We start from the raw sequence: 17203 nt of genomic DNA, 5'->3' as shown, positions 1-17203 counted from the left end.
GAAATGTTTTTCATATTTAAAAGTAATCTGAAATACTATTATTAAATTTTTCGGTTAATTCCTCAACCCTAATATTGCAAATATTTTTTTCGTTGATTTTTATCTTCAGCGTGTCACTAGATACGTATCCTATTTTTTTTACATAAACACTTGATGGAAAATTTATTTGATTTTGTTTTAAATAATTAAGCCATTCATTTTGTTTCATTTTACTAATTGAAAAAATAATTCTTGACCCCCCTTCGGCAAACAATAAATTATCAACTCTATTTAAATCTTTCTCTAATTCTATAGTTGCACCCCTTGCGGACAAAATACAAGACTCTGCTAAAGCTATAGCTAAACCTCCGTCGCTTATATCGTGAGAAGAAACTACAAGACTTTTTAAAATCGCATTTCTTAAAAAACTCTGGCAAAACTTTTCATCCAACAAATCTATTTTTGGAGGCCGACCTGTAATTTCTCCATGAAAATATTCCAGATAAGAACTAGCTGCAATTTTTATTTCTGATTTGGAAGAACCAATTAACCAGATTTCATCTTCAATATTTTTCCATTCACTACTTATAGCTTTTTCGACATTATCTATCTTTCCAACCATTCCAATAACAGGAGTAGGATTGATAGGAGTAATTAGATTATCTTTATTTTTAGATTCATTATATAAAGATACATTACCTCCTGTAACAGGAGTTTCTAAAGCTTTACAGGCTTCAGCAATTCCATTACATGAAGATGAAAGTTGCCAATATCCTATTTCATTCTCAGGGGAAGAAAAATTTAAATTATTTGTAATTGCTACTGGTTCAGCACCAACACAACTAACATTTCTAGCAGACTCTGCAACGGCAGCGATAGATCCTCTAAAAGGATCAAGCGCAACCCATCTACTATTGCAATCAACTGAAGCAGCGACACCAGAAAATACTTTACTTTTATTTTTTTTATTTTGTTCCCTTAGTCTTACTACGGCTGCATCTGATTTTCCAGGTTTAAAAACTGTATTTGCCTGAACTTGAGAGTCATATTGTTTATAAATCCATCGTTTAGAAGCTATTGATGGATTAGAGAGTAGTTTTAAAATGATTTCTGAAAAAGAAAAATTCTTATTTTCCTTCAATGAAAATATTTTTTGCTCATGAATTTCTGGTAAATCATTTTCTTTCCATTCCCATTTATTTAAAAGATCATCGGGTGGATTATTAATCACATTGTGAAAATTTACAGGAGTATCATCAGATAAGGCAGAAGTAGGTATTTGGGCCACAATTTTACCTTTATGAGAAATAATTACCTCATTAGTTCCTATCACTTCACCAATAACACTGGCATATAATCCCCATTTATTAAATTTTTCAATAAGATCATTAATTTTTTCTTCTTTAACGACAAACAACATTCTTTCTTGCGATTCAGATAATAAATATTGGTATGAGGACATATCATCTTCTCTAGAAGGGACCAAATCTAAATCAATAGATATCCCTAAATTTCCATTTGCGGCCATTTCTGCGCTACTGCATGTTAAACCTGCAGCACCCATATCTTGAGCTGCAATTACATCCCCTGTCTTGAAAGCATCCAAACAAGCTTCAATAAGACTTTTCTCAATAAATGGATCACCTACCTGAACTGCAGGTCTATCATCCAATGAAGTTGTAGTTAATTCTGAACTAGCAAAACTAGCACCACCAACACCATCTCTGCCAGTTGTATTACCAACATATAACACTGGTGATCCTACATTTTTAGCTCCAGAACAAACGATTTCCTCAGTCTCTAAAAGTCCTAAAGCCATAACATTCACTAGAGGATTTCCAGAGTAACTATCATCGAAGTCAATTTCACCTCCAACAGTCGGCACACCTACACAATTTCCATAATGTGCAATACCGGATACAACTCCTCGTAGTAAATCAACATTTGATGATTTATCAAGGTTGCCGAATCTCAATGAATTCAATACTGCGATTGGCCTTGCACCCATTGTAAATATATCTCTTAAAATTCCTCCTACACCTGTTGCTGCGCCTTGAAAAGGTTCAATAGCAGAAGGATGATTATGACTTTCTATTTTAAAAACAAGTTTTTGATTATTTCCAACATCAATAACGCCAGCATTTTCTCCAGGTCCAACTAAAACATTTTTACCTTTAGTGGGAAACTTAGATAGTAAAGGTTTTGAATTTCTATAACAACAATGTTCAGACCACATAACGCCAAACATGCCTAATTCCGTTCTATTAGGTTTTCTCTTTAATCTTTTGCAAATTTCTTCGTAATCATTAAGTGTTAAATTTTCAACTTGTAGTGCTTCATTAAGATCATATAGATCATTATTTTCTTGATTTATCATTATTTATATCCAAGGGTCATCTTCTTTTTTTTCACTAGACGGTATAGATGTTCTGTCATTATTATAAAAACTTTTTTGTTTAAAATCTAAGTTTTGGCTAATATCTTCATCTTCTTCAAGCCATTCCTCTAATCTATTAGAAGCAATATTTTTCATATCATCAAATCTATCAAAAATTTTTTTCCCTTTTTGCATAAATTCATTTTTAATACTTGATTTTATTAAAGATAAATCATCTAAAGAATTACTTTCACAAAATACCAATCCCGGTTGTTGGTCATTGATATTATCAATAGTTAATTTCCATCTACTAGAACCTGGAATCTTAGGATTAGATCTAGAAACTAAGTAATATTTAATTTTTCCCGTTTTCATTTCAAATAAAAAATCTGCAATGACTCCTATTTTTGATCCATTTATATTTATAAGATTAGCTTCTATTAAAGTTGGGAACCTATTTAAAGTTGCTAAATCCGAAATAGCTGGATCGCCTTTGACATAAATTTCATTATCTATTATTTGAGTAATTTGATTTAATCGCCAAACATTTCTTTTTAAATCAAAATTTGAAGGACGAGAGTACCATCCTAGAATCCGGTGAACTGGAGGGTGCATCCAAACATTTTCACCATTTCCATAATTAAGGACCATATTACCCTTAACACTATAATTTAGTAATTCACTTAATAAAATTTCTTTAGGTAATTTCAAATTAAGAACGAACCTGCACAGGCATAACTAAATAAGTAAAAGAATTAAGATTATCTTCTGGTACAAAAACAGCTGGAGTAGTTGCAATATTACACTTTAAAAGTACATTTTCAGAAGCAATAACTTTTAAACCTTCTAACAGATATCTTACGTTAAATGCAATATCAAAATTTTCTCCAGAATAAGAAACAGGTATTGATTCATTTGCATTTCCAATATCTTGAGCATCTGCGCTGATTGAAGCTAAATCTGTATCATCTAATTTAATCTTTACAACACTACTTTGCTGATCAGCTAAAACAGCAATTCTTTCTAATGCATCAATTAATTTTTTTGTATTAAAATTTAGAATTTTAGAAAAAGAATCAGGAATTAATTGTGAATAATTAGGATAAGTACCTTCTAAAGTTCTTGTAGTAATTATTTGATTAGAAGATATAAATACTACTTGACCTTTGTCATAGAAAAGCTTAATTGAATTTTCTGAGCTTCTCAAAGATACTAGTTTTTCAATTTCTCTTAATGATCTAGTTGGGATAGTTACCGATAAATCATCAACATTTGAAGATAAGTTTTCTTTATTTTCAATATGTTCTTCATTACCAATTAAAGCAACAGCCAATCTATGACCATCTGTAGAAGCAGACTCTAAATAATTTGGTTTGAAAGTAAAATTGACACCTGTGAGTAGTTGCTTTGAATCATCATTACTACTGGCAAAAATGGTAGATTTTAAAGCCTTTAAAAAAGAACTAGGATCAATATTCAAAGAAGTACCGCTTTCAACAAATGGTAAATTAGGATATTCATCAGAGGGAATCCCTTTTAGATTAAAAGAACCTCTGTCACTTTTTATTAGGATATTATCTGAATTCTCGTCTACTTCTAGAGAAACAGGAGTTTCATTAGGTAGTTTGTTTACTATTTCGGATAAAAGTTTTGAAGGTATAGTAATAGCTCCACTATTTTTAACAGTTCCATCAAAAGAAGTTTGAATTCCTAAATTTAAGTCAAATCCTGTGACGCTAATTTTATTAGTTCCTTCGTCAGCTGTTAAAAGTATGTTTGCAAGAATTGGATGCGTTGGCCTTGAAGCAACTGCCTTGCTTACTAGTTGTATAGCATTATTTAATTCATTTTGATTACAAATAATTTCCATCAGAATTTGGAACTTTTTACAAATACAATATACTTTTTTCGTAAATTAAATTCAATAAATTTATTTTTACTCTTTTTCTAATATAAAAATAAATAATAAAATAAAAAATTTAGTAGTAGTAGTTCTTGTGGGAACTGTGGAATTCTTAAATAAAACAGCTTGTCTATTTAGTTTACGAAGAAAAGAATATGTGTAAAAAATTTTTTATTTGTTGAATATTTTTTACTTTTTTCGAAAATTTTAAATTTATTCAACAAATAGAATTTCTTATTATGTACTTTTCAACAAATGAGGTTTGTTTTTAATTGATTTCCACAGACACTATTTTTTTTGGATTTTAATATCCTAAGATTTTAGTTATATTTTTTAATGAAGGTTCAATATTTTTCCTAAAAATAGCATCGTTGTTTTTTATAGCGCAATCAGGATCTTTCAATCCATTTCCAGTCAGAACACAAACAATAGTCGATTCTTTCTGAATTCTATTTTTATTTTTAATCAGTCCAGCAACTGATGCTGCACTGGCAGGTTCACAAAATACTCCCTCTTTGGCAAGAATTTTATAAGCATTGATTATTTCTTCATCTGTAACTGACTGAAAGTCTCCTTTACTCTCTTTCCTTACTTTTTTTGCTTTTTCTCTATTTACAGGATTTCCAATTCTTATTGCAGTTGCAATTGTTTCTGGATCTTTAACTATTATATTTTTTACTAATGGAGCAGAGCCTTCGGATTGAAAACCCATCATTATTGGTAATTTTAAATTTCTTTTTATTTTTGAATATTCTTTAAATCCCATCCAATAAGCAGTTATATTTCCTGCATTACCCATTGGAATACAAAGCCAATCAGGAGCATGACCTAAGTCATCAACTATTTCAAAAGCTGCTGTCTTTTGTCCTTGTATTCGATATGGATTAACAGAATTAACAAGTTCTATAGGATGTTCTGAGGATAAATCTCTAACAATTTCAAGAGCCTTATCAAAGTTTCCATTAATAGATATTATCTCAGCGCCATACATTAATGCTTGCGCAAGCTTTCCTTGTGCAACAAATCCTTCTGGGATTAAAACATAAGGTTTTAATCCTCCTCTCGAAGCATATGCAGCAGCAGCAGCAGAGGTGTTTCCAGTACTTGCACAAATTACTGCTTCACGGCCTTCTTCTTTTGCTTTGCTAATTGCCATAGTCATACCACGATCTTTAAAAGATCCTGTTGGATTAAGGCCATCATATTTTAAAAAAACTTTTGTTCCATTTCCAATTAAGTTGCTAATTGACTCGCTTAGAATTAGTGGTGTATTTCCTTCATTGAGGGAAATAATAGGAGTTTTCTTTGTAACTGGGAGATATTGTTTATAAGCTTCTATTAGACCTGGCCATCTTTTTTTTCTGTAATTAATACGCAGTTTATTTTTGATTTTATTTAATAACACCATGGTTGTTTAATTTGTTTTGATTTTTTCTAGAGGAGAATTGGTGAAAAAGGTTAATAATTCTGAAATCGATTCTACTTTATTCATAACTTTGCTCAAAGCGCTGACATCTAAAATTACAGTTTTAGTTGGATATCCTTCAAAAAAATTTATTAGATTTATTTTTCCATTTCCTATGTTAATTCCTTGAATTACGCTTGCTCTAAGGGCCAACATACCTGTTCTTTCATCAGTTGCTCTGGGTGGGTGGATAATAGATGAAAGTCTTGTTAAAAAAACATTTCCTATTTCAGAATATACTAATTTGCTTGCAATGGTAATAGGAACTTCAAAATCTTTATTTAAAACTGTTCTAATTTCTTTATCGGGAGACCCGGTTGCTTTCAAAATTCTTTTTAATTGTCTTGTAGATTTACCTTCTTTAGCAAAAGTTTTTAAAGAATTTACTTTAATTGTTCTAGAAAATATGCTGTATGTGATTTTAATTTCTTCAGCAGTATTAGCTTTTGGAACATTTAAAAATAATGGAGAAATTACTAAAATAAAAAATATTTTAAATATTAAAATTTTACTAAGCTTCATTTAGATATTTGCACCAGCAGCAATCTTAACAAGTCTTACTACTCCTTTTTCAGTTACTTTTTTTGCAATTTTTATACCCATTTCTTTTGTATAGGGCTCATTTATAAGTCTTGGAACCCTTTTTAGAAAAATGTCAATTGAATACCCGGGTACTTTTTGTAAAATTTCTAAAAAGTTTCTCAATGGCTCTACATACATTATAAGGTCATTCAAGTTGTTATTTTCGTTAATAGTATTTAATTTAATTGATTGTGGAAGATAGTTATTCAAACTTTTCAATATTTTTAGACTAAGTAAATCTATCTGATTTGTTAAACCTTCAACTATCTCATTTCTAAGAAATCCTCCATTTGGAGAAAAGAGAAGATTTATAACTTCGTCTAAAAGTTTTTCTAAATCGAGATTTGTTTGCTTTGCAGCGTTAGAAAGCAGATCTTCTAAACGGTCCCATTTAAATTTTTTATTATCAAAAAGCATTTCTTTAAGGCTTTCCCTTAATTGTGGATCAGGGTCTTCCATCAATCTTCTTGCAAAATATGGATAAGCTGCGCCTAATATTTTGAAGTTTGGATCTACGCTTAAAGCTATTCCTTCTAATGTAAGTAATGACCTAATTATAAGTGCATAATATGGAGGTAGTCTGAAAGGGAATTTATACATAACACCAGACATATCGTCTGTAACGCTTTTAAAATCCATTTTTGAAACTCCTTGTTCAACGGCGTTAATGAAAACATCTTGAAATGCTGGAACAATGGGTTCTAGATTAACTTCCTCTGATAAAAATCCTAATTTTACGAAATCTTGAGATAATTTATCGAAGTTTTTATTTACTAAATGTACTACTGCTTGAATTAATCCTGATCTAGATTCTCTGGAAACCTCGCTCATCATTCCAAAATCTAGATAACATAATCTTCCATCTTCTAAGGCTAATAAATTACCTGGATGTGGGTCTGCATGAAAAAAACCATGTTCTAAAAGCTGTTCTAAACTGCATTGCACCCCTATATCAATCATTTCATCAGGATTAATTCCTAATTTTTTTACGTCTTCTAAATTTGTTAATTTTGTACCGTCTATCCATTCCATTGCTAAAACTCTTCTTGAAGTTATTTCTTTATAAATTTTTGGTACGGCAATCATTTTGTTATGTTTATGCATATCTCTAAATTTTTCTGCATTTGCAGCTTCGTTTAGATAATCCATCTCTTCAAAAACTCTCTTGCCTAATTCATCAATCAAAGCAACTAGATCACTTCTTATTAATCCGATATTGTTTTTTAGCCAATAAGCAATATTTCTCACTATGTAAAGATCTAAGGTTATTTGTTCTCTTAAACCTGGCCGTTGTACTTTTATTGCAACGATCTCTTCATTTTTTAATTTAGCTTTATGCACTTGCCCTAAAGAAGCAGCGGAAATTGGCTCTTTATCAATTTCTAAAAAAATCTCATTTATTTTGTATCCTAAATCTTCTTCTATTAACTCCATAGCTTTATTGCCATCAAACCCAGGGAGTTGATCTTGCAATTCAGATAATTCTTCTAGAAGAATCCCTGGGATTATATCTGGTCTTGTTGATAAAGCTTGGCCTGCTTTAACAAATGCAGGTCCAAGTTCTACTAACAAATTTGTTAATTCTCTTGCTCTAAATCTTGCTTGCTGTTCATTTTTCAGTCTTCCAGTTAATTTATCCCATCCAACGGAAAAGATGTAAGCAAAAATAGGTATGAGTGTTTGCCAAAGTCTTTTTAAAAGTCTTTTAGGATTTTTTTTGTAAATTTTAGAAATTGTATCTGGATCATAATTTAAGAGTCCAGATACCTCAATAAAATCAGTAAAATCTTCTTTCATAACTTTATATATTTAAAACCTTTATTTTTTTAAAAAAGAAGTTAATTTTTTTATATGGAAGATTTATCATGTTAATACAACTAAAAATAGAAAATATTGCCTTAATAGAAATTATAGAAATTAATTTCGAAAAAGGTTTGAATATCATAACTGGGGATTCAGGTTCAGGAAAATCATTAATTTTGGATTCCCTAAATGCTTTATTTGGTGGAACTAATATACCTCTAAAACATTTAATACGTCCAGGAAAAGATTTTTGCGTTATTGAGGCGATATTTTCTTCTTCTTTTCAAATTAATAATTGGTTAATTAGTAATGGTTTTGAAATAACTTCTTCAGAACTACAAATTAAAAGAAAATCTTATAAAAAAAATAATAAAATCTTATCCAAATATAGCCTTAATGATTTACCAATTAATAGACAATCATTAGAAAAACTTGGAGGATTTTTAATAGATTTTGCAGGTCAATCTGACACTTTTATCTTTGATTCTTTAGATAAGAGAAGATTAATTATTGATGACTTATGTTCCCAAGAATCAAGAGATACTAGCGAAAGGATTAAAAGTATATGGGGAGAAACTAAAGTTTTAAAAGGATTAATGGATGAAAAAATAGAATTTTCTAGGAATCAAGAAGAAAAAAACTTGGCAATTAAACACATGTTGAAGAGTTTAGAAGAAGCTGATTTAAATTCCAGTGAAGAAATTTTAGAATTAGAGTTATTAGAAAATAAACTTGTAAATAATCTTGAAATTAATAATTCAATTAAATCATCATTAGAAAACTTAAATAATTTCAGTCATGATGAACCGTCAGTAACTTCTTTGATAAATCAATCAATAAAGATTTTAAATAAAACAGCAGATTTCGATTTAAAGATTCAAAAATTTAGAGAGAAGTTATTAAATATTCATGCTGATGTTGAAGATTTAATTTTTGATTTAAAATCATATTTGCAAGAAATAGAAAATTATGAATCTAATCTTCCAGAAATACAAAAAAGATTATTCTTTTTAAAAAACTTAGAGAGAACTTTTTCATTGGATTTAACTCAATTAATTGAAAAGCGCGATCAATTAAAGACGTATTTTCAACAAAATGATCAAGGTAATGAGATTTGCAGGATTAAAGCTCAAATTGAGAATTTACAAAGTAATTTAAATTCTTTATTTGTTATTCAATCTACTGAAAGAAAAAAAATTGCTAAACAGTTACAAAATTCAGTAATGTCGATTTTAAGCAATCTAGGTTTAGAAAATGCAAATTTTTCAATTCAATTTTCTGAATGTAAGCCTTCTGGCGATGGAATTGACGATATAAATTTTTTGTTTTCGGCTAATCCTGATCAGAAGCTTGCTCCATTATCAAATGTTATTTCTGGTGGAGAAATGTCAAGATTCTTGTTAGCTATTAAATCTAGTATTTCTAAAAAACCCAATACTTTCTTTTTAGATGAAATTGATAGTGGTTTAAGTGGTAAATCTCTATTTTCTTTGGTTGAGCTTATAAAAGAAATTTCTAAAAATCAACAAGTCTTATGTATTACACATCAGCCATTCCTAGCTGCTAGGGGATCAGCTCATTTTAAAGTTAATAAAAACGTAATTAATGGAATAACTTATACTTCAATTGCAAAACTAACTACAAAAAATCAAAGAAAAAATGAACTAATAGAACTTATAGGTGGAGGTTCATGCGAAGTAAACGAATATGCTTCTAGACTTCTTGATCGCTCAGCTGCGTAAAATAGAAAAAATTCTACTATAATAATCTTTTTAAATCATAATTTAGATTTAAACATGGTTAATAAAGTTGATAGTAGTTTTGGAGAAGATAACTCAATTAATATTAGGGGAGCTCGTCAGCATAATTTAAAAAATATTGATCTTTCTCTACCTAGGAATAAATTTATAGTTTTTACAGGTGTGAGTGGAAGTGGTAAAAGTTCTCTGGCCTTTGATACTATTTTTGCTGAAGGTCAAAGAAGATATGTTGAGAGTCTTTCTGCATACGCAAGGCAATTTTTGGGTCAAGTAGATAAACCAGATGTTGACAATATTGAAGGTTTATCACCTGCTATTTCAATTGATCAAAAATCTACAAGTCATAATCCTCGATCAACAGTTGGAACAGTAACAGAGATACAAGATTATTTAAGATTATTGTTTGGTCGTGCTGGTGAGCCGCATTGTCACCACTGCGGGATTCCAATTGCGCCTCAAACAATTGATGAAATGGTGGATCAAATTCTTCTTTTACCAGAAGGAACAAGGTACCAATTGTTGGCTCCTGTTGTAAGAGGTAAGAAAGGAACACATACAAAATTAATAAGTGGACTAGCTGCTGAAGGATTTGCTAGGGTAAGAATCAATGGAGAGGTAAGAGAACTTGCTGATAGTATTGAATTAGATAAAAATCAAATTCATAATATTGAGGTAGTAGTTGATAGATTAATTGCAAGAGAAGGAATACAAGAAAGATTAAATGATTCTCTACAAACTTGTCTCAAAAGAGGCGATGGCTTAGCAATAGTAGAAGTTGTTCCAAAAAAAGGAGAAAACTTACCTTCTAACTTAGAGAGAGAAAAACTTTACTCAGAAAATTATGCATGTCCTGTACATGGCTCTATTGTTGAAGAACTTTCTCCTAGATTATTTTCTTTTAATAGCCCATATGGGGCCTGTCCAGATTGTCATGGGATTGGTTATTTAAAAAAATTTACTGCGGATAGAGTTATACCTGATAAAACATTACCTGTTTATGCTGCAATAGCTCCTTGGAGTGAAAAAGATAATACTTATTACTTCTCTTTACTTTATTCTGTAGGACAAGCTTATGGTTTTGAATTAAAAACTCCTTGGAAAGATTTAAGTGATTTGCAAAAAAAAGTTCTACTTTTGGGATCAGATAAACCAATATTAATTCAAGCTGATAGTCGTTTTAAAACTTCTAGTGGTTTTGAAAGACCTTTTGAGGGGATTTTGCCAATATTAGAAAGGCAATTGAATGAAGCCAATGGAGAATCAGTTAAACAAAAATTAGAAAAGTATCTAGAATTAGTTCCCTGTAAGACATGTTCTGGAAAAAGATTAAGACCTGAGGCTTTGGCAGTTAAACTTGGTCCATACAACATTACTGATTTAACTTCTATAAGCGTTTCTGAAACCCTAAATCACGTAGAGCGCATCATGGGTTTAGGTAAGACAAAGAAAGAAAATATATCTTTATCAGAAAAACAAAAGCAGATAGGTGAATTGGTTTTAAAAGAGATTCGTTTACGTTTGAAGTTTTTAATTAATGTAGGTTTAGATTATTTGACTTTAGATAGACCAGCTATGACTTTGTCTGGTGGTGAGGCTCAGCGTATTAGATTGGCTACACAAATAGGTGCAGGTCTTACTGGCGTTTTATATGTATTAGATGAACCAAGTATTGGTTTGCATCAGAGAGACAATGACAGATTATTAGAAACATTAAAAAGCTTAAGAGACTTGGGAAATACTTTGGTTGTCGTTGAACATGATGAAGATACTATGAAATCCGCAGATTATTTAGTAGATATTGGTCCAGGGGCAGGTGTTTATGGTGGGGAAATTATTGCTAAAGGATCTTATCAAGATGTCTTAAATTCAGAAAAGTCATTAACTGGAGCTTATCTCAGTGGTAGGAAGTCGATTCCTACTCCAAAAGAACGTAGATCATCTGTAAAAAAAAGTTTAATTTTAAATAATTGCTCTAAAAATAATTTAAAAAATATTTCTGTGGAATTTCCTTTAGGAAGGTTAGTTTCTGTAACTGGTGTAAGTGGAAGTGGAAAGAGCACTTTGATAAATGAATTACTTCATCCTGCATTGTGTCATTCTCTAGGATTAAAAGTTCCTTTTCCTCAAGGTGTAAAAGAGTTAAAGGGTATAAAGGCAATTGATAAAGTTATCGTTATTGATCAATCTCCAATAGGAAGAACTCCAAGATCAAATCCTGCTACATATACTGGTGCTTTTGATCCTATAAGGCAGATATTTACTGCCACAGTAGAAGCAAAAGCAAGAGGTTATCAGGCTGGTCAATTTAGCTTTAATGTGAAAGGAGGAAGATGCGAAGCTTGTAAAGGTCAGGGAGTCAATGTAATTGAAATGAATTTTTTACCTGATGTGTATGTTCAATGTGAAGTATGTAAAGGAGCTCGTTTTAATAGGGAAACTCTTCAGGTGAAATATAAAGGTTTCAATATATCTGATGTTTTAGAGATGACTGTTGAACAAGCTGCAGAAACTTTTTCTGCTATACCTCAAGCTGCTGATAGATTATCTACATTGGTTGATGTTGGCTTAGGATATGTCAAATTAGGCCAGCCAGCTCCTACATTATCTGGTGGAGAGGCTCAAAGAGTTAAGTTAGCCACGGAATTGTCAAAAAGGGCTACTGGAAAAACTTTATATTTGATTGATGAACCAACTACAGGGTTAAGTTTTTATGATGTTCATAAATTAATGGATGTGATACAACGTTTGGTAGATAAAGGTAATTCAGTAATTGTTATTGAACATAATTTAGATGTTATTAGATGTTCAGATTGGATTATCGATTTAGGACCTGATGGAGGGGATAAAGGAGGAGAAATCATTGCAGAAGGTATTCCTGAGGATGTAGCTAAAAATCCTACAAGTCATACAGCAAAATATCTTAAAAAGGTTCTGAAATAAGAAAATCCTTGTTGTATTTCTTTTTATTTTAATTATTTCAGCAATACGAAATTCTTTTTTAAAGGGGCATAAAGCTATTCTGTAACTGCTTTTTGAAAACTTTCATCTTAAAAAAATTTCAAATCATAATGCTTTCTTAATATTTCCTTAGAAAATTCAGCTTATTTGTATTAAAGGCCGTTGATCGGAGGATTTGCTGAATGAGGTTGAAATTTTTACATTTACATTTACATGGTCTTATACGTTCTAAAAATCTTGAGTTAGGCAGGGATGCAGATACAGGAGGGCAAACACAATACGTTTTAGAGTTAATTAAAAGTTTGGCTAATACTTCAGAAGTTGATCAAGTGGATTTAGTTACTCGTTTAATAAAAGACCCTAAAGTAGATGATGAATATTCTCAAGAAGAAGAATTTGTAGAACCTGGAGTTAGAATTTTAAGATTCAAATTTGGACCTAATAAATATTTAAGAAAGGAATTGCTTTGGCCTTATTTAGATCATTTAACTGAAAGACTAATTTCTTACTATAAAAAAAACAAAAAGCCTAATTTCATTCATGCACATTATGCAGATGCTGGATATGTAGGAGTTAAACTAAGTAAATCCTTAAACGTTCCTCTTATTTTTACTGGTCATTCTTTAGGAAGAGAGAAAAAAAGGAAATTGCTTGATACTGGTTTAAAAACTAATCAAATAGAAAAGCTTTATTCTATAAGTAAAAGAATTGAGGCAGAAGAAAAAGCATTGAAGTCTGCAGATATTGTTGTTACAAGCACTAAACAAGAGTCAGTTTATCAATATTCCCAATATTCTTCTTTTTCACCTCACAAAGCTAAAGTTATTCCTCCTGGTGTTGATCATAATAAATTTCACCATATTCACTCCACAAGCGAGACAGCCGAAATTGATAACATGATGAAACCTTTTCTAAAGGATTCTACTAAACCTCCATTTTTGACTATTTCTAGAGCTGTACGAAGAAAAAATATTCCATCTTTGATTGAAGCATATGGAAGATCTGAAAAATTAAAAAGAAAAACTAATTTAATTTTGATTTTGGGTTGTAGAGATAGTACTTCAAAACTTGACCCTCAACAAAAAGATGTTTTCAATAATATTTTTGAAACAATTGATAAATATAATTTGTATGGAAAGGTAGCTTATCCAAAAAAACATCTTCCAAGTCAGATTCCTGCTTTATATAGGTGGGCTGCTAGCAGAGGGGGTGTATTTGTAAATCCAGCTTTAACAGAGCCTTTTGGTTTAACTCTTCTTGAAGCTTCTTCATGTGGATTACCAATAATATCAACAAATGATGGAGGGCCAAAAGAAATTCGTTCAAAATGTGAAAATGGACTTCTAGTAGATGTTACTGATATTAATGAGTTGAAAGTTATTCTTGAAAAAGGAATATCAAATAATAATCAGTGGAAAATATGGAGCAGAAATGGAATTGAGGGTGTTAACAGGCACTTTAGTTGGAACACTCATGTACGCAATTATTTATCAGTACTTACTGAAGAATTTTCAAGTTCAAATAGTTATTCTTCATCTGACATTAAACAAAGTTGTTTAAAAGGGACTTCCTCACTTATAAAACCCCATTGATCAAAAACCTCAGGATCAGGGTGAAGAATTAGTTGATTATTTTGAGTTTTCTTTAGTTTAAAGCCTTTCTTAGAAAGTTTTTTCATTAAGTTAGCAGTTTCTTCAAATCTTGATGCCATTGCATCAAGACTTGAGCAGTCACTTGTTAATCCATTATCTTTCCATGTAAAAAAATTCATAACAAATTTTTCAAAGATTGATTTTTAAAACTATACCTAAAATTACAAGTAAAATGTTGATTTTCCAAAAATTTTCAACTATTTTTTGTTCCTTAACTCCTTTAAGTTCAAAATGGTGGTGTAGTGGAGCCATTAAAAATATGCGTTTACCTCTATGAAATAATTTTTTTGTAATTTTAAAAAACCCTACTTGAATCATTACTGATAACGATTCAATAATAAATATTCCTGAGAAAATAGATAAGGTAAAAACGCTATTGGTTAATAACGCTATAGAACCCAGAATTGCTCCAATACTTAGAGATCCTGTGTCACCCATAAATATTTTTGCAGGATAACTATTATACTTGAGAAATCCTAAGCATATGCCGGACATCGAAAAACATAAGATGCTAAAAACAAAAAGTTCTTGCTGTTCTTTCATTAATATTTCTGTTCCTAATCCATAAAAGACAATCCCACTGCATCCAGCTGCTAATCCATCTAGTCCATCAGTCAAATTTACTGAATTACTTATGCCCACAAGTACTAAAAAAGAAACTGGCAATATGAAAATATTCATATTTATTCCCCAGGAGTCAGAAATTGTTATTAATGGACTGATTAAATTTTTTTCATAGGCTAACAATATAAAAATTATTGAGATGACACTTTGTAAGATAAATTTCTCTTTTGTTTTTAAACCTGTGTTCTCTTTTTTTTTAATGCTTAAATAATCATCTAAAAATCCTGTAATAAAGAAACCAAAAATAGTAAGTAATAAAAGAAATAATTTTAGAGAACCTAAATTGATAGTTATTATCAAAAGCAAAATTAAAAAAGGGATTATCATAAAAATCCCACCCATTGTTGGAGTATCACTTTTTTTAAAGTGATTAGCTGGGCCTTCATTCCTAATATTTTGAAGTAAATTAAATTTTTTGATAATCTTTAGACCATTTTTCGTTGTAAAAATAGAAATAAAGAAGAATAATATGTAAACTCCTGTAAAAATAAAATTATTAAAAAAATAGGAGGTAACTATTAAAGCAAAAGTATTTAATATAAATAAAGATTTAAAGTTAAACTTTTTAATCTTCCCAATCATCTTCTAATGAAGGATCTTCTTCAGTTTTATAATCTTCCTTTTCTCCCATAAGTGCTGAAAGTTCTTCTTCTTCTATTGTACTAATCTCTTGTGAATCTCCATCTTTTTCTGCAACAAGTCTACCTGTATTTTCGAGCCAAGATAGAAGGTCAGGTTCCTCTCTTAATGGCAACACAGGAGCTGGATCATCTCTGTGGTAGCAAGTTAAAGCAGGATTGACTTCAGAAATATCGTCTAATCTAAGTTTTAATTTATTTGAATCCATTAAAGGTTTTGTTCTATATATAAGATAATACATAATGATGCACACGAAAAACTTTGTTTGATAAAGCAAATTTAAAATACTTTTTTATCTGGCTAATTTCATTGTTGCTGTCTGGATTATTAAAACTTATTGGATATTTGAATCCCAATGTTTTAATAATTAATAACTTTCTTCTCTTATTACTAGTTTTTGGTCCAGCTCTTTTAGTTACAATAGTATTAGTCTTTAATAAGTTTTCAAATTCTTAATTACGTCAAAAAATTTAAATTTATGGAGCAAATTTAGATGCAGCAGGTAAAAAAAGTTGTACTAGCTTATTCTGGTGGCGTAGATACGAGCGTTTGTATTCCATATTTAAAGAATGAATATGGAATTTCAGAAGTGGTTACTTTTGTAGCAGATCTTGGACAAGGCGAGGATTTAGAACTTATTAGGCAAAAAGCTTTAAATTCTGGTGCATCTAAATCAATCGTTGGCAATTTAGTTAATAGTTTTGTTGAGAGATACGCTTTTCCAGCCATTAGAGCAAACGCATTATATTTAGATAAATATCCTTTATCTACTGCTCTTGCTAGGCCTTTAATTGCTGAAAATCTCGTGAATATTGCTAGAGAGATTAATGCCGATGCAGTAGCTCATGGATGCACTGGTAAAGGGAATGATCAAGTTCGGTTCGATTTAGCAATTAACGCTTTAGGTCCTGATTTAAAAATAATTACTCCTGCAAGGGAGTGGAATATGAGTAGAGAAGAGGCAATAGTGTATGGAGAAAAATTTGGTATTCCTGCACCAGTATCAAAAAAATCACCATATTCAATAGACGTTAACTTACTTGGTAGGAGTATTGAAGCAGGCATATTAGAAGACCCAATGCAAGAAGCACCTGAAGATATATTTGCGATGACATCATCAATTGATAATTCACCTGATTCTCCTCAAGATATAGAAATTGTTTTTAAAAATGGGTTTCCAGTTGGAATTAATGATGAATTTTTAACTCCAGTAGAGATTATTCAAAAAGCAAATGATCTTTCAGGTATGCATGGTTTTGGAAGAATAGATATGATTGAAGATCGAGTAGTAGGAATTAAAAGTAGAGAGATTTACGAAACACCTGGCCTCTTACTTTTAATCAAAGCTCACAAAGAATTAGAGAGCATTACATTAAACCCAGATGTTGTCGACTTTAAAGGAATAGTGGAAAAAAAATGGGGTCAATTAGTCTATCAAGGTTTTTGGTTTGGTCCTCTTAA

Annotated in this window: 13 protein-coding genes; 4 read left to right on the top strand and 9 right to left on the bottom strand. The window is 30.6% G+C overall.

From position 1 onward, the window contains the following. Positions 1-16 precede the first annotated feature (16 nt). The 6 genes from purL to MK115_RS00470 all read right to left on the bottom strand — a co-directional run bounded on the left by purL (position 17) and on the right by MK115_RS00470 (position 8103). Positions 17-2356 carry a phosphoribosylformylglycinamidine synthase subunit PurL gene (gene purL, locus MK115_RS00495; RefSeq protein WP_287608160.1) on the bottom strand — a complete coding sequence of 780 codons (2340 nt, stop codon included), beginning with the start codon at positions 2354-2356 and terminating at the stop codon, positions 17-19. Positions 2357-2359: 3 nt separating this feature from the next. After that, the gene (locus MK115_RS00490; protein ID WP_287608159.1) at positions 2360-3067 is read right to left on the bottom strand and encodes a PRC-barrel domain-containing protein; all 708 of its coding nucleotides are present in this window, start codon (positions 3065-3067) and stop codon (positions 2360-2362) included. A gap of 1 nt (position 3068) precedes the next feature. Continuing rightward, entirely contained in the window at positions 3069-4226 is a 1158-nt protein-coding gene (dnaN, locus tag MK115_RS00485) for a DNA polymerase III subunit beta (RefSeq protein WP_287608158.1), read from the bottom strand. A gap of 337 nt (positions 4227-4563) precedes the next feature. Beyond that, positions 4564-5667: a threonine synthase gene (thrC, locus tag MK115_RS00480; protein WP_287608157.1), complete on the bottom strand. Its 1104-nt coding sequence runs from the start codon at positions 5665-5667 to the stop codon at positions 4564-4566. A gap of 6 nt (positions 5668-5673) precedes the next feature. Then, the gene (locus tag MK115_RS00475; RefSeq protein ID WP_287608156.1) at positions 5674-6246 is read right to left on the bottom strand and encodes an alpha/beta hydrolase; all 573 of its coding nucleotides are present in this window, start codon (positions 6244-6246) and stop codon (positions 5674-5676) included. Further along, positions 6247-8103: an ABC1 kinase family protein gene (locus tag MK115_RS00470; protein WP_287608155.1), complete on the bottom strand. Its 1857-nt coding sequence runs from the start codon at positions 8101-8103 to the stop codon at positions 6247-6249. A gap of 68 nt (positions 8104-8171) precedes the next feature. Between MK115_RS00470 and MK115_RS00465 the strand changes: the two genes are divergently transcribed. The 3 genes from MK115_RS00465 (at position 8172) to MK115_RS00455 (ending at position 14419) form a co-directional block, all read left to right on the top strand. Continuing rightward, positions 8172-9851 carry an AAA family ATPase gene (locus MK115_RS00465; protein ID WP_287608154.1) on the top strand — a complete coding sequence of 560 codons (1680 nt, stop codon included), beginning with the start codon at positions 8172-8174 and terminating at the stop codon, positions 9849-9851. A 54-nt stretch (positions 9852-9905) separates the two neighbouring features. Continuing rightward, the gene (gene uvrA, locus MK115_RS00460; RefSeq protein ID WP_287608153.1) at positions 9906-12809 is read left to right on the top strand and encodes an excinuclease ABC subunit UvrA; all 2904 of its coding nucleotides are present in this window, start codon (positions 9906-9908) and stop codon (positions 12807-12809) included. Positions 12810-13009: 200 nt separating this feature from the next. Then, a complete protein-coding gene (locus tag MK115_RS00455) occupies positions 13010-14419 on the top strand; it encodes a glycosyltransferase (protein WP_287608152.1) in 1410 nt (469 codons plus the stop codon). Here MK115_RS00455 and MK115_RS00450 read toward each other — a convergent pair. The 3 genes from MK115_RS00450 to MK115_RS00440 are packed head-to-tail and all read right to left on the bottom strand — an operon-like array spanning position 14353 to position 15950. Further along, entirely contained in the window at positions 14353-14598 is a 246-nt protein-coding gene (locus MK115_RS00450; protein WP_025882542.1) for a hypothetical protein, read from the bottom strand. The genes MK115_RS00455 and MK115_RS00450 overlap by 67 nt on opposite strands. Before the next feature lie 10 nt (positions 14599-14608). After that, positions 14609-15685, bottom strand: coding sequence for a phospho-N-acetylmuramoyl-pentapeptide-transferase (mraY, locus tag MK115_RS00445; RefSeq protein WP_287608151.1), 1077 nt, complete (start codon positions 15683-15685; stop codon positions 14609-14611). Further along, positions 15669-15950, bottom strand: a complete 282-nt coding sequence (locus tag MK115_RS00440; protein ID WP_025923746.1) for a DUF3134 family protein — start codon at positions 15948-15950, stop codon at positions 15669-15671. The genes mraY and MK115_RS00440 overlap by 17 nt, the downstream gene beginning before the upstream one ends. 285 nt (positions 15951-16235) lie before the next feature. On the opposite strand from MK115_RS00440, the gene MK115_RS00435 reads away from it, so the two are divergent. After that, on the top strand, positions 16236-17203 hold a 968-nt coding region (locus MK115_RS00435; RefSeq protein ID WP_287608150.1), incomplete at its 3' end, for an argininosuccinate synthase.

Source organism: Prochlorococcus sp. ALOHA_ZT_50 (assembly GCF_022447305.1).
Lineage (GTDB): Bacteria > Cyanobacteriota > Cyanobacteriia > PCC-6307 > Cyanobiaceae > Prochlorococcus_A.
This window is presented reverse-complemented; position numbering and strand designations above follow the sequence as displayed.